The following is an 18894-nucleotide window of genomic DNA, read 5'->3' as shown; positions in this document are numbered from 1 at the left end:
ATTGATCGTGATTTTAGGAGTTAGTCAAGGATTATTAATTTTCAATACTGTTGTTATTATTCTTCTGCTGGCCTGGTTGCTGAGTTGGGTCTTTCAATACTGGCGGCGTAACCACTATGCCACTGTTTTGGGCCAGGAGGAGTTCCAAAAGGGGATCCGTAAGGCCCAGGTGATTGATCTGCGCCAGGAGAATGAGTTTAAGGCTGGTCACATTCTTGGGGCCCGTAACCTGCCGTATGTTTATCTGCGTCAGCAATATGGCGAACTTCGGCCAGACCTGCCCGTCTACCTGTATGATCAGGGGATGACCATCAGTACCCAGGCGGCCGCTTTCCTGGGAAAACATGGCTATCATAAGCTGTATATTCTGAAGGGTGGTTACAATAGCTGGGACGGCAAGACCAAGAAGGCCAAGTACTAAATTTAAGCAAAAAACAGAGGCTGAGAAATAAGCTTCTCGGCGTCCTGTACGGCTAGCATAGGACGGAGGTTGACGCTAAGGACCCGCTTGTTTCTCATAACTACTTTGTAATATTCAGAACTAAAAAGAGGCCGGCGAGAAAACAAGTTTTCTCCCGGCCCCTTTGTTGTTATAGGGATGATTATTAGATTTGATGAGCAGAACGGCCCTTGCGGATAGCGGCGCGCCGATTTTCATCAAACTTTTCTTCTTGTTCTTCAACCGGCTTGATGACGTTCTTGTGGAAGGTTACGGCAGCACCGGCCAGAGCAGCAATGGTTGATACAGCACCAATGAAGACACCCTTAGTGAATTGCTTCATAAATAAGATCCTCCTTTTGTTATTAACTTAAGTCTATTATGATTGACTTGGGTATAATTTACCAGTGCTTTATACTAAATTTTGCGATAATTTATGAATTGTGGGAGAAGATTAAATGGCTAAAATAGTTGCAATTGTAGGACCGACCGCAGTGGGGAAGACGGCACTATCCATTGAGATTGCCAAACGTTTTAATGGTGAAGTGATCTCGGGTGACTCAATGCAGGTTTACCGCCATCTCGACATCGGCACGGCTAAGATTACGCCGGATGAGATGGCTGGGATTCCTCATCACCTGATCGATATCTGTGACATTCATGATCGTTACTCGGCAGCCATGTTTAAACAGCAGGCGAACCAGGCAATCACCGCTATCAGCGGTCGAAATCACCTTCCCCTGGTGGTTGGCGGGACCGGTTTTTATCTTCAGACGCTGACTAACAATCTTGCTTTAGGACAAGACCACTTTGATGCCCAGTCAGCCCGGATACGTCAGCACTGGCACCAACTGGCTGAGGAGCGGGGGGCATCCTATATCCGAAATTGTCTTGCCAAACTCGACCCGGTAGCCGAAAAGAACATTGAGTCTGGGAACCTCCGCCGGGTGATTCGGGCCCTGGAAGTGATTGAGAAGACTGGGCGTCGTTTTTCCGACCAGCCCCGCCAGGAGAGTCCCAACGACTTCCTGCTAATCGGGTTGACGACGGACCGGCCCGTCCTATATGACCGGATCAATCGCCGGGTTGATATGATGGTCAAGGACGGTCTAATCGATGAAGCTCGCTGGCTCTATGATCGCGGGGGAGCTGACCTGCCGGCGGGTAAGGGGATTGGCTATCATGAATTTTATCCCTACTTTGCTGGAGAGTACGACCTGGATACGGCAATTCAGAAAGTTAAGCAGGACTCGCGTCATTATGCTAAACGTCAGCTAACCTGGTTTCGCAATAAAATGACTGTTCATTGGTTTGACCTGGTTGGTGGCCGAAACTCACCTGAACAAATTAACGAATTGGTCCAGGCATGGTTAATTAAATAAAGTCTACCTGCGAAAAAGGTTTCAATTAACTTAAAGTTCTGATATCAATTGACTTGTCCAGAGGGGATTGGTATCCTTAAAAACGTATTGAAAAAGTAATTGTGGACTGATTTTTCGAGCATTTATCCATCATTGGTCTATGCCAAAAATAATTGTTCGGTTATCACCCTGCGGCGATGACTTAATAAAATTAAGGTCACGGTTATCAATGGCTTTAGCGTAACTGGTTTTTACTGAAAGGGAATGAATTTAATGGCTAAGCGAGAATATACAAAAGAAGAAGTCCGTCAAATGGTGAAAGATGAAGACATTCGTTTCTTGCGGGTAATGTTCACCGACTTGTTAGGGACGATCAAGAGCGTTGATTTACCGGTCAGTCAGCTTGAGAAGCTGCTGGACAACAAGATCATGTTCGACGGTTCCTCTATCGATGGTTTTGTCCGGATTGAGGAGAGTGATATGTACCTCTATCCGGACATGTCCACCTGGCTGGTCTTCCCATGGGGGGCCGAACACGGGAAGGTAGCCCGGGTGATCTGTAGCGTTCACAACACCGATGGGACGCCATTCTCCGGTGACCCGCGGAATAACTTGAAACGGGTGCTCAAGGACATGCAGAAGCTCGGCTTCAAGGACTTCAACATCGGTCCAGAACCAGAATTCTTCCTTTTCAAACTCGACGAGAACGGTAACCCAACCACCAAGGTAAATGACCAGGAGAACTACTTCGACATGGAACCGGCTGACCGCGGTGAGGATTGCCGGCGCGATATTGTCCTAGCCCTCGAGAAGATGGGCTTTGATGTCGAGGCTGCCCACCACGAGGTTGCCCCGGGCCAGCACGAGGTTGACTTCAAGTACGCTGATGCCATGGAGGCGGCCGACAACATCCAGACCTTCAAGCTGGTAGTAAAGACGATTGCCAAGAAATACGGCCTTCACGCTACCTTCATGCCTAAGCCGCTGTCCGGTATCAACGGGTCTGGGATGCACCTCAATATGTCCCTATTCAGTCAGGATGGCAAGAATGCCTTCTATGATGAAAATGATAAGAACCAGCTTTCCCAGACGGCTTACCACTTCCTTGGCGGCCTGATGAAGCACGCGCGGAGCTTTACTGCCATCTGTGACCCGATTGTTAACTCCTACAAGCGGCTGGTTCCCGGCTTCGAGGCCCCGGTTTACGTTGCCTGGTCGACCTCGAACCGGTCACCGCTGGTTCGTATTCCAAATGATCGTGGAATGGGGACCCGGCTGGAACTACGGTCTGCGGACCCGTCGGCCAACCCGTACCTGGCCATTGCCAGTGTCCTGGAAGCTGGTTTGGATGGGTTGCGTAATGACCTGCCACCGGTTCACAACATCGATGAGAATATCTACAAGATGAGCCTGGCCGAACGGCAGAAGAAGGGGATTGTCAACTTGCCTGATACCCTTCACAACGCCCTCAAGGATTTAGCAGCCGATGATGTTATCAAGCATTCCATGGGTGAACACCTCTATAACAGCTTCATGGAAGCTAAGACCCGTGAATACGATGGCTACCGTCAGCACGTGTCTGATTGGGAACGGCAGCAGTACATGGAAGAGTACTAATCAATATTAAAAACCAACTAAGCAGGAAAAGCTGGAAGGGATATACATGCGTTAACCTTTCGGCTTTTTCTTGCGGTCAATTGACAAATAGCGACATTCAGATACAATTATACTTGTTGTAATAGCGGCTTTTTGCTGTTAATTAGTTACTAAAGGAGAATCTAGATAAAATGGATCAAAAGGTCAGAGTTCGGTATGCACCAAGTCCAACCGGTTTCCTGCATATTGGAAATGCCCAATCAGCATTGTTTAACTACTTATTTGCACGTCACTTCAACGGAACGATGGTATTACGGATTGAGGATACCGATACGAAGCGAAATGTTGAAGATGGTGAAGCCAGCCAGCGGGAGAACCTGCACTGGTTAGGGATTGACTGGGACGAGGGTCCAAACAAGCCAAACCCGAAGTACGCCCCATATCGGCAGAGCGAACGGAATGCTCAGGGAATCTACCACAAATACATCCAGGAACTGTTGGACAAGGGGATTGCTTACAAGGACTACACGACCGAGGAAGAACTGCAGGAGATGCGGGAACGTCAGCGTGCCAACAAGGAGGCTCCTCACTACGATGGTCGCTGGTATGGCCGGAGTGAAGAAGACCAGCAGGCGGCTGAGGCCAAGGGCCTGAAGCCAACCATCCGTTTCCACTTCCCAAAGAATCACGACTACGAGTGGGATGACATTGCCCGGGGGCACGTTTCCTTCAATTCCGATAATCTTGGTGGGGACTTCATCATCGAGAAGAGTGATGGGATGCCAACCTATAACTTTGCCGTTGTTGTTGATGATCACTCCATGGACATCACCCATGTCCTGCGAGGTGCCGACCATATTTCCAACACGCCAAAGCAGATTGCAATCTATGAGGCTCTTGGCTGGCAACACCCAACTTTCTGCCATATTCCGTTGATCTTCAACCCGAAGACTCGGAAGAAGCTGAGCAAGCGGGATAAGGACACCCTGCAGTTCATCAGCGAATACAAGCGGCACGGGTACCTTCACGAGGCCATCTTCAACTTTATTGCCTTCCTGGGCTGGTCACCAAAGGGCGAGCGTGAAATTTACTCCAAGGATGAACTGATCAAGGTTTATGACCCTGACCGGATGTCCAAGGCACCAGCCTACTTCGACCAAAAGAAGCTGGACTGGATGAACGCTCAATATATCAAGGCCATGTCTGTGGACGAACTGACTGACCGGACAATGGAATTGGTTAAAGAGGGCGAAACAGAGGAAGCCAAGCGCCTGCAGAGCATTCCAGAGGACGATTGTCGAGACATCATCAAGAAGACGATCCACGTTCACCAGCGCGATGTTAACAAGCTGCTTGAGGTGATTGAATACGCTTGGAGCTACTACAAGGTCTTAGACGAGCACTTCAACTATGACCAGCTGGTTGACAACGACGACTTTAACAACGATGACGTTATTGCTGTCCTGCAGGGCCTGAAGGATAAGCTGGTCAACGGTGGTGATGATCTCGATTACAGTCAGGCTATCAAGGAAGTCGGTAAGGAAACCGGCATCAAAGGCCGTTACCTCTACTTCCCACTGAACCTGGCCTTCACTGGTTCAACCTCTGCACCGCAGATCTACGAGATCATGGACATCTACTCACGCAAGACGGACATCGAATTGCTTGATCGGATGATCGCGGCATTTAAATAATAACTAATTCAAGTCGGATGGCAGTTGTCATTCGGCTTTTGTTTTAAATAGCTTGACCACTATTGCACAAATCAGTTAGGCTATAATCAACACTAATTTTTTTAAGAAGGGATATGATCATTAATGGTTGAAATGAGTAAACACATGCGGGCCACGTTAAACGATGTGCCAACACTGAAGATTTTTGATTTTTCAACATTTGTTTCGAAAATCCCCGATGTGATTGAATTCACATTAGGAGAGCCGGATTTTGATACCCCCGAGTATGTTAAGCAGGCGGGAATTCGGGCCATCCAAAACAACCGAACCCACTATGCTCCACAGCGGGGGACGGACGGTCTCCTACAGGCGGTAGCTGACAATCTGGCCGACCGCTACGGTCTTCACTATGATCCGAAGAGTGAGATCCTGATCACTAACGGGGTCACCGAGGGGGCCTACGCTGCGATTACGGCCGTTACCAACCCCGGTGACGTGGTTCTGGTACCGACCCCGACCTTCTCCATTTACGGGCCGGATGCCATCATCGGTGGGGCCCAGGCGGTCGAGGTCGACACCTCGGTCACTGACTTCAAGCTGACCCCGGCCCTCTTGAAGAAGTACCTTGATCAGTACGGCGACCGGGTGAAGGCAATCATCTTCGTCAATCCATCCAATCCGACAGGGATCGCTTACTCCCAGGAGGAACTCGATGACCTGGCTGCCTTGATCAAGGGCAAGCCGATCTTTGCCATCAGTGATGAGATATATAGTGAACTCAACTATGACGGTGAATACGCTTCGATGGCTAAGTCCCTGCCGGATCAGACCATTTTGACTAACGGCTTCTCAAAGTCCTACGCCATGACTGGCTGGCGGATCGGTTATCTCTGTGCGCCAAAGGATATCACCAGTGAGATCTTCAAGGTTCACTCCTTTATTATGATGGACGTGGCTACCTTTACCCAGGATGCGGCTGAGGCGGCCCTGCGTGGTGGGACTGCGGCCATTGATGAGATGGATCGTCAGTACATTGAACGTCGGGACTACATGCTTTCTCGGCTGGAGAAGATGGGTTTCAAGTGCTCACGGCCAATGGGGGCTTTCTATATCTTTGCTAAAATTCCGGCCTTCCTAGACCAGGATGATACCAAACTGATCTACCAGCTGGCTAAGGAAGCCCACGTAGCCGTAACGGCTGGAACCTTCTTTGGTGCTGGGGGCGAGGGTTATCTCCGCTTCAGTTACGCAACAGCGATGGACCAGATCAAGGAGGGGATGGACCGACTTGAGCGGTTCTGCCAGGACCAGCAAAAGTGATTTAAACTAGAAAAAGAGCAAGCAACTAAAATTGCTTGCTCTTTTGGTTTGGATTGTTTCAAAAAGCTTAGTCACTCAGTTTCTTGGCTTCTTCATCAAGCTTTGCGAAACCAGAGCCATCAGGCTTCTTGTTTCCACGCTTTTCCATGGCCTTACGAGCCATTTCTTTACGTTCTTGTTTGCTCAGTGCCATAATAACTTCGCCTCTTTTCGAAACGCTCCGTTGATAACAGATATCGTACGGAAGTAAAACATCTGTTACGTATATTATAATTCATATTATAAAGATTACAATATTGAATAGTTAAATTGTTAAGAAAGTCCTCAATTACCAATTTGCTTCTTTAAAATTTATTAAAAGTTGGCTAAGATTAAACTAGTATTCAGACAAGGAGAAATGTTTATGGCAAGTAAAAATCAAGACAGCAAGGCCGTAGATGTTAGTCAAGAAATCGAGGGCCGGATTACGACTAAGGTCAAGTACCTACAGGAACTCAACCACGCCATTGACCAGCACCACGATCGTGACATTTATCGGCTATTGGATAACCAGCGTTATGCCAAGGAGATTGAGCATCGCGAGCAGCAGCCCAATGACGAAGGGGTAATGAGCCTGGTTGACGACCTGGCTGACCAGCTGAGCAGTTATCTCAGTGTCAACCTGATCAAGTACCTGGGCAAGACCTACCCGTTCTTCTATTATGAGGAGTACCAGACTGGTCACTACCGGATTTACTTTGGTAACTGGTGGGACCGGCGGCGCTTTGGGGAGCTAGACGTCTTAAATGTACGCTTCTCCTTTGACCAGACTGAGTACGAGATGCTGAACAAGTCATTTGAACTGGCCCGCAAGAACAAGCGTTACAATAGTGACCGAATCAATAAGATCTCCAGTGAAAATGACCGTCTTCAGGAGCTGATTGATCATCAACGGGAGCGTGAAGAGAAGCGTCAGCAGATTCAGGCTGAGCTTAAGGACATAAACTCCCGTTCCGGCCTGTTTGAATCCAGTCGGAATCGAGCTACCCGCGAAGAACTGGTGGCCCAGCTGCAGAAGCTGGAGGACCAGGAAACAGAGGCACGGACGGCGGCTCAGACGATCAAGGAAAACGAACAGGTTGTCTTGGCCCTGTCCAAGGAGAACACTATCCTGAGCTACGAACAGAAGAGTATCATTGATACCTTCGGCAGTTTTGAGGATTTTGAGCTGGCCAATCGCAACCTCTACGCCGACTACCTCAAGAGCTTGACCTCAGATCAAGACGCTGGGAAGCAGGTGAATGCAGATGACTAATAAGATCGAAAATTCTCCGGCAGCCCGGATTACCGCTCTGGCCGATTCATTCAAGGATGTTTTAAAGCGCGGACAGCATTATGTTGACCTGCTTGACCAACTGGCCTCAACCGATCAGGCAGAGGAACTTCTGTCCGCCGCTGGCAAACTGACTGAGCAGGATCTTCATAACGCCTTTATCGACTTTCCACAGCACTACCAAGCGGCCGATTACTGTATGCTCTTTATGGGCCGGCTCTTAGAGATGCATAACGTATCCAGTGTTACGGTCGATGAAAACCACCAGCACGAGTTTGTGGCTACCGTTGACCCGTTGACTGATGCACGTTTCAAGTTCGTGGTCGGTGCCAACGGCGAAGCGGCTTTTACCGAGCAGCACCAAGAGCAGCCGCTTTTCTACATGAACCTCAACCAGCGCCTATTTCAATTTAATAACCGGGCCCTGGTTAACTACTTCATTGTTTACGCCCTGAAGAAGCACAGCGATTTGGAGCTGCGTGACGCTATCAAACCGCTGATTGAGTTTGCCAATGAATTGGCTGATGACCTAGGCTTCACGATTAATCTAGGGATCCTGAATACTGCCAATGACCAACGGTTTAAGCTTCAACAGCCAGACCTGCAGTTAACTGTGATCGACCGGCTTTTTGTCAAGACCGGAACGACTGACTACATGCTGATGAACCTGCCACATAACAGTGGGGCAGAATTGCTACTGGACCAGGGAATAAAGTTCGATTTGTCTTTTGATCCGGATGACTATAGCCAGGAATGGGCCTTTGCGGTCAAGGATCCTGGTGAACAGGTCTCCTTCTTTGACATCCTGCTTCACTACAACATGGTTCGGCAGTGGTACCTGGCTAATCGGGATGCCCTGGCAGTACGGTCAGAACAATTGATTATTGCGGAGGACGATGAGCCAACGACCCCGATGGTTACGACCGTTCCAACAGAGCCAACAGTACCTACGGAGCCGACGACACCTGCATCACAGGAAACTGTCCCTACACCGGTTGAACCAACAGATGAAGGAGACACGACAGGCGAACAAGCAGAACGGGATGAGGATGATTAGATGTCACTAGATATTACCAAGATGTTGCATACGGTGGTCGATCTTGAACTGACAATTGATGATGCTAAGGAGCTACTGATTGGTCCGGCAGCTCGGCAGCAGACGATCTATGTTCAGCTCGACTGTCAGCTGGCTAACTTTGCCCAGGCGGCGGGATGGGCTGATGTCCTTGACCAGGAAGAGCATGATGCAAACCGGGCTCGGCAAAGCTACCTGAAGGCCCTGGCCCTCCTACTATTGTTTAGTGCCAAAAAACAGTGGACCCACCTGGTTGTGATGGACGCTGACCAGTGGCAACGGGTTACAACCGCTAAGCAGTCTACCAAGCTGGCCGATCTGAATAAGGAGTACCTAGCAATCAAGCACTTTCTGAATGGGGCCTACTATAGCCACCGTCAGGAGGACTTCCGCCACGCTTGGCACCTCCTGCTTAAGATGGGGATGGTTGATTTCAGCTACCAGCCAGAAGCTCTCCAGCAGGAGTATCTGGACTTGTTGGAGCGGATTGCTAAGCAGTATGAAAATTAGAAAGAAAAAGAGTGCAAAGGCAAAACGTCTTTGCACTCTTTTCTTTGTTGAAGGTTAAACAGTGATTATGCTTTACGATCACGGGCGGCAGCGCTATGCTTACCAGGAACCCGGTTGTTTGACACGATGTTGCCGATGACCGATCCAGCAAGAATTAATACAATAATCAAAAATGGCAACATAATTAATCACCCCAAATCAATCTTCTATCTAATATTATTGTTACCATTCACTAATTTTGCAATACTTTTGTAACAATCAGTATAAAATCTTAAATAATTAGGAACAATAAGAAATTTGCATTTCTTATTTGAAGATGAATTGATGGGGAGGTCGAGGAAGCGAGACACGCTTTCAAGTTAAAGAAAACAGCTCGAGTACTGAAATGGTACTCGAGTTGTTTTCAGTTTAGGTTGCTTGCGCACTTTTTGCACACAAATCCCCTCAAAACGTTGGTATATCAACATCTGAAATGGGACGAGTGGGGGTCGAACCCACAACCCTCGGTTTAGAAGACCGATGCTCTATCCAGTTGAGCTACCGTCCCAGACAGGATCCAGTATATAATCTTCGAGGCGGTCGTGTCAATATTTGCTTAGTTAACATAAATTTTTTATTAGGATAAACGCTATTTTGTTTGACAAAGCGTTTTCAAGGCCACTATACTATGAATTGGTAGAAGTATAGAAGTAAGGGGGAACTTAAGCTTAGCAATGGAGGGATGATGATTTATGGCTGTTAATAAAACAGATCCGCGCGTAATCAAGACCCGTAACAGTCTGCGCAAGGCTCTTGTTTATCTGATGCGTCGTGACAAAATTGAAAACATCAGCGTGCAGAAGATTACCGAAACTGCCAACATCACCCGCGGAACTTTCTATCTTCACTACCGCGATAAGCAGGATTTTATTGAGTCCGCGATGAAGGATATTCTCGATGATTTCTTTGCACAGGTGATGGTGGATAGTGAGAAATTTGGCTTGTCAAAAGAGCGGACAGTGCAGGTGATTTCTCTGCAGAAGGCATTCCAGTATATTGAAAACAATGCCGATATTTTTGATGTTCTTTTGAATGATGAAAACGATAATGGTTTCTACGAGCGATTCTATAACCGCCTAGCCAATTACTTAACCACTTATGGTAATGTTATTACAGATAATCAGAAACAGCTTGAAGTTCCTTTAAATTTGCAGATTTCCTTCATTGGTTCGGCATTTCTTGGCCTGATCAGCCACTGGCTCGAAGACGGGATGATCTATACATCCCGTTACATGACCCAGAGCACTGCCAAGATGTTCAACCAATTAAACAACGATGGGGCATCACTTGTGGGCTTCTTTAGTGGCGAAAGGGACTCAGTCGTCGAAGAGATCTGACCCCGAGAAGTTGTTCGGCAGCCGTTATTGTGACGGCTGTTTTCTTTTTGATTTTTTGTTGACGGGCGCGATAAAATTTGCTATCATACAAACGTTGTATTTGTGAACCAACAACTACAACCGCGCGCTATCAAGTTTAAAGCATTTGCTGCTTGATTCGGCGAGTCTTAGATACTAAGGAGGTGCACAATATGTACGCAATTATTGTTACTGGTGGCAAGCAATACAAGGTTGAAGAAGGTAAGTCAATCTTTGTTGAAAAGCTTGATGCTAAGCAGGGTGACAAGGTAACCTTTGATAAGGTTGTTCTGGTCAGCGGCGATGATACCAAGATCGGTACGCCATTCGTTGATGGTGCTGCTGTTGAAGGTACTGTTGACAAGCAAGGCAAGGAAAAGAAGGTTGTTACCTTCAAGTACAAGCCAAAGAAGCACACCCACACTAAGCAGGGTCACCGTCAACCATACACCAAGGTTACGATCAACAAGATCAACGCTTAATGCGGGGGTGAGACAATGATTCGGGCCCATTTCAATTTAGATTCGGATCGGCGGATCACCGCATTTCAGATCACCGGCCACGCCGATGCTGGCCCATATGGCCAGGATATCGTGTGTGCGGCGGTTTCGGCATTATCGATCTCTGTGATCAATGGTCTGGACAAGCTGGTTCAGGCCCATCCGGTAATTACGAGCGATAATGACAACGGTGGCTTTCTTAAGGTCACCGGACTAAGGAGTGACCATGACAGTCAGCTCCTGCTGGAGACCCTCTTGAATGGCCTATTGGACATCCAGGAGAGCTATCCTGACAACATTGAAGTTAAAATGTTAAATTAGTTCATTGCTGGAGGTGAACAACTATGATTATGGATTTGCAATTCTTCTCCCACCACAAAGGGGGCGGTTCCACTGCCAACGGTCGGAACTCAGCTGGTCGTCGTCTGGGGACCAAGGCTGCTGATGGTTCAGTAGTTACTGCTGGTTCAATCATCTACCGTCAACGTGGTACGCACATCAACCCAGGTGAAAACGTGGGCCGTGGTGGTGATGATACCCTTTACGCTAAGGTAGCCGGTGTTGTTAAGTTTGAACGCATGGGCCGCAGCAAGCGGAAGGTATCTGTTTACCCAGTTGCCGAATAATAATAAAAAGCACTGCCTTGCGCGGTGCTTTTTTTGTACCAAAATGGAGGATTCATAATGACACGAATTGAACGCCTGCAAAACCGCCTGCCCAAGCTCTACATTGATGCCTTTCTGGTGACAAACCATGAGAACATCCTCTACCTGACCGGCTTTAACCTGATGGCGGGAGACGGCTATCTGCTGGTAACTGCCAACGATGCCATCATTGTCACTGACGACCGCTACCAGTTGGCCTTGGAGGAATTTGACAGTGATGAGGTGGTAGCGACAATCACTCGGGACTATTACGGGGCCCTCAACAAGATCTGCCAGGCCCTCAAAGTAACGGTTCTTGGTTATGAGGACACCATTTCTTACCGGCTTTATGACGTCCTAGATGAGGTAATGGTAGCTGACATTGTTCCCTTCACCAACCTGATTGAGAAGATGCGGATGATCAAGGACAGTGGTGAACTGGCCAAACTCCAGCGGGCTGCCGACCTGCAGACCCAGGGCTACCAGTATGTGCTGGAACAGGCCCATCCCGGAATGACGGAGCGCCAGTTGGCGAACCAGCTGGACTATTGGATGAAGGAGCATGGGGCCAGTGGTGCCTCTTTCCCGACTATTATGGCTAGTGGGGAAAATGCAGCCAAGCCACACGCTACAGCGGGGAACCGGATAATTGATGATGGTGACGTGGTAACTCTGGATTTTGGCTACTTCGTCGACGGCTATACTGCTGACATGACCCGAACGTTTGCGGTTGGTTCGATTGATCCTGAGCTGCGCGATGTCTACGAAATTGTCAACACCGCTCGTCAGCAGGTAATTGACCACATCAGGGTTGGTATCCACGGTAATGATCTGGATGCATACGGACGTCAGCTGATTGCTGAGGCCGGCTACGATGATGAGTTTAACCACGGGATGGGACATGGCATCGGGCTGGCTGTTCATGAGCTGCCGGCCAGCTATGGCCCAGCAACTACGGATGTCGAGCTTCATAACAACGAGGTAATTACGGTCGAACCGGGAATCTACATTCCAACGATCGGTGGGGTCCGGATCGAGGACGATGTTGTGGTGACCCATGGTGGTCCGCTGGTGCTGACAAAGGCCCCAACCGACCTGATGATTGTGGGCGACTAGTGATGGACAACCTGCAAAAACTCTATGCTGAAATTGACCAGCGGGGACATCAGGCCTTGCTTGCCCATCAGGAAGCAGTGGACCCTTACCTGACTGCAGCTAACGATGACCGGCGGGGATTATCATTGATCTTTCACCTGCCTGCCCATATTTCTCGTAACATTGCCTTTGTTCTCCAAGCCTTGCAGAATGTGGAGCCGGACCTATATTGCTACCCAGCATCGGATATGCACATTACCGCCATGGACATCATTGGTGCCCGCCCCAATTTCCACCTGGTTCCTGACCAAGAGAAACGCTACCGGCAGGTGGTGAAGATGACGGTGGCGGGAACGCCGGTAATCGGCTGGCACTTGTCGGGACTGGTACTGAGTCCGGGGGCTGTGATGGTCAAGGGCTATTATTCCCCAGCGCTGCAGGTGCTACGAAGGAAGCTAAGAGCCAACCTGACTCGAGCCGGTCTGGCGGTCCATGAGCGCTACCAGACCCGTTCCGGTCATGTCACCGTGGCCCGGTTTGCCCAACCGTTGCGGGACCCAGCCACCGTGGTCAAGCTGATCGACGCAAACGGTTCTTTACCCTTTGGCGATTTTACTAGTCACCGAATGGACCTGGTCATTCATGACTGGTACAATCATTGGGTTCAACCAGTGGACACGTTTACCCTGGCGGAATAAATCGGGGACATTGATTTTTACCTCTGATTAGTGCAAAATAGAATAAGTAATCTAAAAATCGGACTAGGTGGTCCGGTGACGAAGAGAAGTGGAGGACTAGTAATGGCAGAAGATTCAAGAATTATCCTCAACGATGATGATCAGTCCCTTGGCACGATCCAGATTGCTCCGCGTGTTCTGGAGATCATTGCGGGAATTGCCGCTAGTGAAGTCGACGGTGTTTCAAAGATGTATGGCACGCTTGCCAATAGCGTCAGTGAACTTTTAGGCCGATCCGATTTTCGACGGGGCGTGAAGATTGCCAATGACCAGGATGAACTGGCAATCGATGTTGATGTTTACGTTGAATATGGTATCTCGGTTCCTAAGGTAGCAGGCCTGATTCAAGAACGGATCAAGCAGCAGGTGGCATTGATGACCAGCCTGAAGGTTACTGAGGTCAACGTTCACGTAAAGGGTATCGTGGCAGCGGTCGAGGACCAAACCGTTGACCCAGACGATATCTTTGGTGAGAAAAAAGATGATGAAGAAGCGGGGGATCAGGAATGAGTTTAAATCGACACCAGGTTCGTGAGGAGGCCTTCCAGGTCCTGTTTGCCCTACAAACGGATGCGGACACTGATCTTGCTACGATCTACCAGTCTATTCCGCATCATGACCAGCACCAGATTCCCGAATACTTGAAGACATTGGTTGAAGGAGTTAATGAACACCAAGGCGAGCTCGATCAAGAGATCAGTTCCCTGCTGGCTGATAACTGGACGATCGACCGTCTTGCCAAGCCTGACCTGGTAATTCTGCGTATTGGCTTGTTTGAGATGCAGTACGTGGATAATGTGCCGACGGCGGTGGCAATCAACGAGGCTCTGGAACTTGCCAAGACCTTCAGTAATGACAAGTCGCGTAAGTTTATCAATGGTGCCCTAGGAAAGTTCGAACGTCAATTAGCAAATTAAATAGGAAAGGGGGGTTGTGACAAAGCATTGTTTTGCTACAACCCCTTTTTAGGGACTTTTGGGGCTCATGGTGAACATGGTAAAATAGACACTAGTTCTTAGTTTTATGAAGGGGGACTTGCGCAATGGCAACAGTAATTGACGGCCGCCAGTTGGCCGCAGAACTGAATCAGGAGACCGCCAAACGGGTCGCCGAACTTGCTGATCGTGGGGTCAGGCCGGGAATTGTAGTGATCCTTGTTGGGGATGACCCGGCCAGTATTATTTACACGCGAAACAAGCATCGCCGGGCTACGAAGATGGGGATCAAGTCAATCCTCAAGAAGTTTCCTGCCGATGTTGACCAGGCGACCGTGATGGCAACCATTGATCGGTATAATCAAGACGATAGTATTAATGCCATCCTGGTTCAGGAGCCACTACCGCCCCAACTGGACGGTCTGGCAATCACCAACGCTATCCGGCCTGATAAGGACGTAGATGGACTGCATCCGACTAACCTGGGCAGGCTCTACGCCAATCAGCCGGGACATTATCCGGTGGCCTGCACCCCACGGGGGATAATGACCATCCTGCATCACCATCACGTAGAATTAAGCGGGAAGAATGCCACGATCGTTGGCCGCAGCATCCTAGTTGGTAAGCCAATGGTTGCCTTGCTGAACAATGCTAACATGACAACTACCTTAGCGAGCCGGCATACCCAAGACTTGGGTGCCGCTACCCGTCAGGCTGATGTCCTGGTGGTGGCCGCGGGTAGCCCGCACCTCATTAAGAAGGAGGACGTCAAGCCCGGTGCCGTGGTGATCGATGTTGGTATTAACCGTCTGCCGTCTGGAAAACTGACTGGCGATGTTGACTTTGAAAATGTTCAAGACATTGCCAGCCTGATTACACCAGTACCTGGCGGGGTAGGACCAATGACAATTGCTAGCCTGATGGAGCAGACAGTCGACATGGCGGAATGGAGGCATCATGGACAACGGTAAGTATCTGACGGTCAGCCAGCTAACCCGGTACCTAAAGCTCAAATTTGACCGCGACCCTTACCTCCAGACTGTTTATCTGACTGGTGAGTTGTCAAACTTCCGTCTTCGTCAGCGTCATCAATACTTCAGCCTTAAGGACGATAAGGCTGTGATCGACGCGGTCATGTTTGAGAGCAAGTTCCGTCAAGTAAAGTTTCGTCCCGAGGAGGGGATGAAACTCCTGGTTGTGGGCCACGTTGGTCTATATGAGCGTAACGGCCGTTACCAGATTTATATCGACAAGATGGAACCGGATGGTGTCGGTTCGCTCTACGTGGCCTTTGAACAGCTCAAGAAGAAGCTGAGTGCTGAGGGACTCTTCAGCCGGCCGAAGAAGCCTCTTCCGCAGTTTCCACGGCGGATTGCGGTGGTTACCAGCCTCGATGGGGCAGTTATCCGCGATATCAACACGACCGTGCGGCGGCGCTACCCGATTGCCCAGGTGGTTCTCTATCCGACGGTGGTTCAGGGAGAAAAGGCAGCAGCTGACATTGCCCGTCAGATCAACCGGGCCAACGAACGGGGTGATTTTGATACCCTGATCATCGGTCGTGGTGGGGGATCAATTGAGGATCTCTGGCCATTCAACGAAGAGGTGGTCGCCCGGGCCATTGCCAACAGTAAAATTCCCGTGATCTCCTCAGTTGGTCATGAAACTGACACGACGATTGCGGACCTGGTAGCCGACCAGCGGGCTGCCACCCCGACCGCGGCGGCTGAGTTGGCGACCCCAGTTCTAACCGACACCCTGCTGGCTATTCACGATGACCAGAATCGGCTAGCCAACGCAATGCAGAACCGAATTGCCTTTGCCAAGAAAGAACTGGCTAAGCAGACCCAAAGCTACATTTTTCAGCAGCCGACCCGTCTGTACGAGAATTATGCCCAGAAGGTTGACCAGCTTACCCAGCAGCTGATCCAGCTACAGCAAAACACCTTCGTAAACTACAAGGTCCAACTTCAGCAGCTGGCCAGTCGGCTGGCAGCCAGTTCGCCGCGTCACCAGATTGACCAGCAGTCGCAGCTGCTTGCCCAGTTGGCCAAACAGCTGAAGACGAGTGTGCAGACCGACTATCAGCGTCGTCAGGAAAGGGTGGCCAGCCTGATCCGGCAGCTGGATACCCTCAGTCCGCTGAAGATCATGGGCCGAGGTTACACCTATGTCACCAAGGACCAGCGTGTGGTCAACCATGCCAGCCAGTTAGCGGTTGGCCAGTCCATTCAGCTGCACTTCAGCGATGGACAGGCACTGGCAGAGATTACTAAGATCAAGGAGCAGAAAAAATAATGGCAACCAAAAAAGAACCAAGTTTTGAAGAACAACTGGCCCAGCTGCAGGCAATCGTCAACCAGCTGGAGCAGGGAAACGTCCCATTGGAGGAGGCTTTAAAGCAGTTTCAGGAGGGGATAAAGCTCTCCAAACGGCTGCAGGGAAAGCTGAATGACGCTGAGAAGACCCTTGGTCACCTAATTGACGATGAGGGTAACGAGCGGGTCTACGAGGGCACTGACGATGATCCTAGCAACAATGGTGGTGGAAACCGCGGCTATGGCAGCGGGGACCAGGTGAAGGGTTAATCATGACAAGGACAATTAATGAACTGAAATCGATGATCGACGACTACCTCAGTGATCACCTGGCAGCTGATGTTGACCAAGATACCCTCTACTCGTCGATGCGATACTCGCTAATGGCTGGGGGGAAGCGATTGCGTCCAGCGTTGACGTTGGCGACGGTCGAGATGTTTGGCAAGTCGGTCGATGAAGACGTCATGCACGCCGCGACTGCCTTGGAGCTCCTCCACACCTACTCTCTGATTCACGATGATCTGCCGGCAATGGATGACGATGACCTGCGGCGGGGGAAGCCTACCAACCACTGTCGATTTGGGGCCGGAATGGCAACCCTGGCGGGGGATGGCCTATTGACGCTAGCTTTCCAGTGGGTGAGTGACAACAATCTGCCAGTGGCAATTCGCGCTGAATTGACCTTGGCTTTGGCCCAGGCAGCCGGTCCGGCCGGGATGGTTGCTGGCCAAGCCCGTGATATTGAGGGCGAGGGGCAGCAGCTAAGCCTCGATCAGCTGCGCTATCTCCATCGGCAGAAGACAGGAGCCCTGCTCCGTTACGCCGTATTGGCCGGTGGCATTATTACTGGCCAGCCACAGCCGATCAAGGCGGCCTTGGCGGACTTTGGGGCCCAGTTTGGGCTAGCTTTTCAGATCTACGATGACCTGATGGATGTCTTAGGAACGACCGCTCAGATGGGAAAAGCGGTTCACAAGGATGCCGGCGAGCATAAGAATACCTACCCCGGCTTGTTGGGAACTGCCGGGGCCGAAGAACAGCTGCACCGGGCTCTGCAAGCAGCTCGTGATGCCCAGGTCCGGCTTGGTGAACTGACCGGCCGCTCATTTGCCGGTTATGACCAGTTTTTAGCATATTTCAAATTGTAGAGGAACTGAGTAATGAAAAAAGAACGCGTAGATGTATTATTAGTTCAGCAGGGGCTCTTTGACTCCCGGGAACAGGCAAAGCGATCTGTGATGGCTGGTGAGATTTTGGGGAAGAATAACGAACGCCTCGATAAACCCGGCCAGAAGATTCCAGTGACGACGACCCTGCATATGAAGGGGCATAAGATGCCCTACGTTAGTCGGGGCGGCCTAAAACTGGCCAAGGCATTAAAGGTCTTTGACATTAATGTTCAGGGTAAGACGGTCCTGGATATTGGCTCGTCGACTGGTGGCTTTACCGACGTGATGCTGCAAAACGGGGCTAAGCTGAGTTATGCCCTGGATGTGGGAACCAACCAGCTTGTCTGGCAACTGCGGGAGGATCCGCGGGTGGTGGTGATGGAGCAGACCAACTTTCGCTACAGTACCCGGGATGATTTCACTCACGGCCAGCCCGAATTTGCCTCCATCGACGTCTCTTTTATCTCGTTGCGGCTAATCTTACCGCCACTGGCCAAGATTTTGCGGATGGGCGGCGAGGTAGTGGCCCTGATTAAGCCTCAGTTTGAGGCGGGAAAGGAGCACGTCGGCAAGCACGGAATTGTCCGTGATCATACCGTTCACCGGGCCGTCTTGGCGGAGGTCCTCCAGTTTGCCAATGATGATCACTTCGATGTGTTGGGCCTGGATTATTCACCGATCAAGGGTGGTCAGGGCAACATTGAATTCCTGGTTCACCTTAAACTGACCGACCACCCGGGATCCGTCTCGTCAACGGTTGATATTGACCGGGTTTTGGCAGCAGCCGATCAGGATCTAAACCAAAAGGAAAAGTAG

23 protein-coding genes, 1 tRNA gene and 1 other annotated feature are annotated in these 18894 nt (G+C 50.0%); of the genes, 21 read left to right on the top strand and 3 right to left on the bottom strand.

Going from position 1 to position 18894, the window contains the following annotated elements:
* Window position 1: 1 nt before the first annotated feature.
* Complete coding sequence (locus CK797_RS01225) at window positions 2-421, top strand: rhodanese-like domain-containing protein (RefSeq protein ID WP_181049499.1); 420 nt, start codon at window positions 2-4, stop codon at window positions 419-421.
* A gap of 184 nt (window positions 422-605) precedes the next feature.
* On the opposite strand, the gene CK797_RS01220 is transcribed toward CK797_RS01225, so the two are convergent.
* Entirely contained in the window at window positions 606-782 is a 177-nt protein-coding gene (locus tag CK797_RS01220) for a DUF3042 family protein (protein ID WP_104687998.1), read from the bottom strand.
* Between the two features lie 115 nt (window positions 783-897).
* Here CK797_RS01220 and miaA point away from each other — a divergent pair, with 115 nt between their 5' ends.
* The 4 genes from miaA (at window position 898) to CK797_RS01200 (ending at window position 6389) form a co-directional block, all read left to right on the top strand.
* Window positions 898-1821: a tRNA (adenosine(37)-N6)-dimethylallyltransferase MiaA gene (gene miaA, locus CK797_RS01215; RefSeq protein WP_104687997.1), complete on the top strand. Its 924-nt coding sequence runs from the start codon at window positions 898-900 to the stop codon at window positions 1819-1821.
* A gap of 252 nt (window positions 1822-2073) precedes the next feature.
* Window positions 2074-3417 (top strand): type I glutamate--ammonia ligase, encoded by a 1344-nt coding sequence (gene glnA, locus CK797_RS01210; RefSeq protein WP_104687996.1) that lies wholly within the window; start codon window positions 2074-2076, stop codon window positions 3415-3417.
* Window positions 3418-3587: 170 nt separating this feature from the next.
* Window positions 3588-5090, top strand: coding sequence for a glutamate--tRNA ligase (gltX, locus tag CK797_RS01205; RefSeq protein ID WP_104687995.1), 1503 nt, complete (start codon window positions 3588-3590; stop codon window positions 5088-5090).
* Between the two features lie 123 nt (window positions 5091-5213).
* Window positions 5214-6389: an aminotransferase class I/II-fold pyridoxal phosphate-dependent enzyme gene (locus CK797_RS01200; RefSeq protein WP_104687994.1), complete on the top strand. Its 1176-nt coding sequence runs from the start codon at window positions 5214-5216 to the stop codon at window positions 6387-6389.
* 67 nt (window positions 6390-6456) lie between these two features.
* Here the strand turns inward: CK797_RS01200 and CK797_RS09200 are convergent, their stop codons facing one another.
* On the bottom strand, window positions 6457-6582 hold the full coding sequence (locus CK797_RS09200; protein WP_263851276.1) for a hypothetical protein: 126 nt from the start codon (window positions 6580-6582) through the stop codon (window positions 6457-6459).
* Between the two features lie 204 nt (window positions 6583-6786).
* Between CK797_RS09200 and CK797_RS01195 the strand changes: the two genes are divergently transcribed.
* From CK797_RS01195 to CK797_RS01185, 3 genes are read left to right on the top strand one after another with little or no spacing between them, the layout of a single operon-like run.
* Window positions 6787-7683, top strand: coding sequence for an exonuclease SbcC (locus CK797_RS01195; protein WP_412458014.1), 897 nt, complete (start codon window positions 6787-6789; stop codon window positions 7681-7683).
* A complete protein-coding gene (locus tag CK797_RS01190; RefSeq protein WP_104687992.1) occupies window positions 7670-8758 on the top strand; it encodes a hypothetical protein in 1089 nt (362 codons plus the stop codon). The genes CK797_RS01195 and CK797_RS01190 overlap by 14 nt, the downstream gene beginning before the upstream one ends.
* A complete protein-coding gene (locus CK797_RS01185; protein ID WP_104687991.1) occupies window positions 8759-9286 on the top strand; it encodes a hypothetical protein in 528 nt (175 codons plus the stop codon).
* Between the two features lie 473 nt (window positions 9287-9759).
* On the opposite strand, the gene CK797_RS01180 is transcribed toward CK797_RS01185, so the two are convergent.
* Window positions 9760-9833 (bottom strand) — tRNA-Arg (locus CK797_RS01180).
* A 184-nt stretch (window positions 9834-10017) separates the two neighbouring features.
* Between CK797_RS01180 and CK797_RS01175 the strand changes: the two genes are divergently transcribed.
* From CK797_RS01175 to CK797_RS01115, 13 genes are all read left to right on the top strand, one after another.
* Window positions 10018-10662 (top strand): TetR/AcrR family transcriptional regulator, encoded by a 645-nt coding sequence (locus CK797_RS01175; protein ID WP_104687990.1) that lies wholly within the window; start codon window positions 10018-10020, stop codon window positions 10660-10662.
* 108 nt (window positions 10663-10770) lie between these two features.
* Window positions 10771-10840 (top strand) — a sequence feature (ribosomal protein L21 leader region).
* A 13-nt stretch (window positions 10841-10853) separates the two neighbouring features.
* Complete coding sequence (rplU, locus tag CK797_RS01170) at window positions 10854-11162, top strand: 50S ribosomal protein L21 (RefSeq protein ID WP_104687989.1); 309 nt, start codon at window positions 10854-10856, stop codon at window positions 11160-11162.
* A gap of 15 nt (window positions 11163-11177) precedes the next feature.
* Complete coding sequence (locus CK797_RS01165) at window positions 11178-11501, top strand: ribosomal-processing cysteine protease Prp (protein ID WP_104687988.1); 324 nt, start codon at window positions 11178-11180, stop codon at window positions 11499-11501.
* Window positions 11502-11524: 23 nt separating this feature from the next.
* Window positions 11525-11806 carry a 50S ribosomal protein L27 gene (gene rpmA, locus CK797_RS01160; protein ID WP_057806106.1) on the top strand — a complete coding sequence of 94 codons (282 nt, stop codon included), beginning with the start codon at window positions 11525-11527 and terminating at the stop codon, window positions 11804-11806.
* A 57-nt stretch (window positions 11807-11863) separates the two neighbouring features.
* Window positions 11864-12940, top strand: coding sequence for a M24 family metallopeptidase (locus CK797_RS01155; RefSeq protein WP_104687987.1), 1077 nt, complete (start codon window positions 11864-11866; stop codon window positions 12938-12940).
* 2 nt (window positions 12941-12942) lie between these two features.
* Entirely contained in the window at window positions 12943-13617 is a 675-nt protein-coding gene (locus tag CK797_RS01150) for a 2'-5' RNA ligase family protein (RefSeq protein ID WP_225365000.1), read from the top strand.
* Window positions 13618-13719: 102 nt separating this feature from the next.
* Window positions 13720-14166 (top strand): Asp23/Gls24 family envelope stress response protein, encoded by a 447-nt coding sequence (locus tag CK797_RS01145; RefSeq protein WP_104687985.1) that lies wholly within the window; start codon window positions 13720-13722, stop codon window positions 14164-14166.
* Window positions 14163-14573 carry a transcription antitermination factor NusB gene (nusB, locus tag CK797_RS01140; RefSeq protein WP_104687984.1) on the top strand — a complete coding sequence of 137 codons (411 nt, stop codon included), beginning with the start codon at window positions 14163-14165 and terminating at the stop codon, window positions 14571-14573. The genes CK797_RS01145 and nusB overlap by 4 nt, the downstream gene beginning before the upstream one ends.
* A 125-nt stretch (window positions 14574-14698) precedes the next feature.
* Complete coding sequence (locus CK797_RS01135; RefSeq protein WP_104687983.1) at window positions 14699-15562, top strand: bifunctional 5,10-methylenetetrahydrofolate dehydrogenase/5,10-methenyltetrahydrofolate cyclohydrolase; 864 nt, start codon at window positions 14699-14701, stop codon at window positions 15560-15562.
* Window positions 15549-16889, top strand: coding sequence for an exodeoxyribonuclease VII large subunit (xseA, locus tag CK797_RS01130; RefSeq protein WP_104687982.1), 1341 nt, complete (start codon window positions 15549-15551; stop codon window positions 16887-16889). Before CK797_RS01135 ends, xseA begins: the two co-directional genes overlap by 14 nt.
* Window positions 16889-17179: an exodeoxyribonuclease VII small subunit gene (locus tag CK797_RS01125; protein WP_104687981.1), complete on the top strand. Its 291-nt coding sequence runs from the start codon at window positions 16889-16891 to the stop codon at window positions 17177-17179. Before xseA ends, CK797_RS01125 begins: the two co-directional genes overlap by 1 nt.
* A gap of 2 nt (window positions 17180-17181) precedes the next feature.
* Window positions 17182-18057 carry a polyprenyl synthetase family protein gene (locus CK797_RS01120; protein WP_104687980.1) on the top strand — a complete coding sequence of 292 codons (876 nt, stop codon included), beginning with the start codon at window positions 17182-17184 and terminating at the stop codon, window positions 18055-18057.
* A gap of 12 nt (window positions 18058-18069) precedes the next feature.
* Window positions 18070-18894 carry a TlyA family RNA methyltransferase gene (locus CK797_RS01115; protein WP_104687979.1) on the top strand — a complete coding sequence of 275 codons (825 nt, stop codon included), beginning with the start codon at window positions 18070-18072 and terminating at the stop codon, window positions 18892-18894.

The organism is Limosilactobacillus pontis (genome assembly GCF_002940945.1).
Classification (GTDB): domain Bacteria; phylum Bacillota; class Bacilli; order Lactobacillales; family Lactobacillaceae; genus Limosilactobacillus; species Limosilactobacillus pontis_A.
The sequence above is the reverse complement of the archived record's forward strand: the minus strand, read 5'-3'. Positions and strand labels throughout refer to the sequence as shown.

Coding starts and splice junctions, on each gene's coding strand:
- CK797_RS01220 (WP_104687998.1), bottom strand. CDS start 782: ATGAAGCAATTCACTAAGGGTGTCTTCATTGGTGCTGTATCAACCATT.
- miaA (WP_104687997.1), top strand. CDS start 898: ATGGCTAAAATAGTTGCAATTGTAGGACCGACCGCAGTGGGGAAGACG.
- glnA (WP_104687996.1), top strand. CDS start 2,074: ATGGCTAAGCGAGAATATACAAAAGAAGAAGTCCGTCAAATGGTGAAA.
- gltX (WP_104687995.1), top strand. CDS start 3,588: ATGGATCAAAAGGTCAGAGTTCGGTATGCACCAAGTCCAACCGGTTTC.
- CK797_RS01200 (WP_104687994.1), top strand. CDS start 5,214: ATGGTTGAAATGAGTAAACACATGCGGGCCACGTTAAACGATGTGCCA.
- CK797_RS09200 (WP_263851276.1), bottom strand. CDS start 6,582: ATGGCACTGAGCAAACAAGAACGTAAAGAAATGGCTCGTAAGGCCATG.
- CK797_RS01195 (WP_412458014.1), top strand. CDS start 6,787: ATGTTTATGGCAAGTAAAAATCAAGACAGCAAGGCCGTAGATGTTAGT.
- CK797_RS01190 (WP_104687992.1), top strand. CDS start 7,670: ATGCAGATGACTAATAAGATCGAAAATTCTCCGGCAGCCCGGATTACC.
- CK797_RS01185 (WP_104687991.1), top strand. CDS start 8,759: ATGTCACTAGATATTACCAAGATGTTGCATACGGTGGTCGATCTTGAA.
- CK797_RS01175 (WP_104687990.1), top strand. CDS start 10,018: ATGGCTGTTAATAAAACAGATCCGCGCGTAATCAAGACCCGTAACAGT.
- rplU (WP_104687989.1), top strand. CDS start 10,854: ATGTACGCAATTATTGTTACTGGTGGCAAGCAATACAAGGTTGAAGAA.
- CK797_RS01165 (WP_104687988.1), top strand. CDS start 11,178: ATGATTCGGGCCCATTTCAATTTAGATTCGGATCGGCGGATCACCGCA.
- rpmA (WP_057806106.1), top strand. CDS start 11,525: ATGATTATGGATTTGCAATTCTTCTCCCACCACAAAGGGGGCGGTTCC.
- CK797_RS01155 (WP_104687987.1), top strand. CDS start 11,864: ATGACACGAATTGAACGCCTGCAAAACCGCCTGCCCAAGCTCTACATT.
- CK797_RS01150 (WP_225365000.1), top strand. CDS start 12,943: ATGGACAACCTGCAAAAACTCTATGCTGAAATTGACCAGCGGGGACAT.
- CK797_RS01145 (WP_104687985.1), top strand. CDS start 13,720: ATGGCAGAAGATTCAAGAATTATCCTCAACGATGATGATCAGTCCCTT.
- nusB (WP_104687984.1), top strand. CDS start 14,163: ATGAGTTTAAATCGACACCAGGTTCGTGAGGAGGCCTTCCAGGTCCTG.
- CK797_RS01135 (WP_104687983.1), top strand. CDS start 14,699: ATGGCAACAGTAATTGACGGCCGCCAGTTGGCCGCAGAACTGAATCAG.
- xseA (WP_104687982.1), top strand. CDS start 15,549: ATGGACAACGGTAAGTATCTGACGGTCAGCCAGCTAACCCGGTACCTA.
- CK797_RS01125 (WP_104687981.1), top strand. CDS start 16,889: ATGGCAACCAAAAAAGAACCAAGTTTTGAAGAACAACTGGCCCAGCTG.
- CK797_RS01120 (WP_104687980.1), top strand. CDS start 17,182: ATGACAAGGACAATTAATGAACTGAAATCGATGATCGACGACTACCTC.
- CK797_RS01115 (WP_104687979.1), top strand. CDS start 18,070: ATGAAAAAAGAACGCGTAGATGTATTATTAGTTCAGCAGGGGCTCTTT.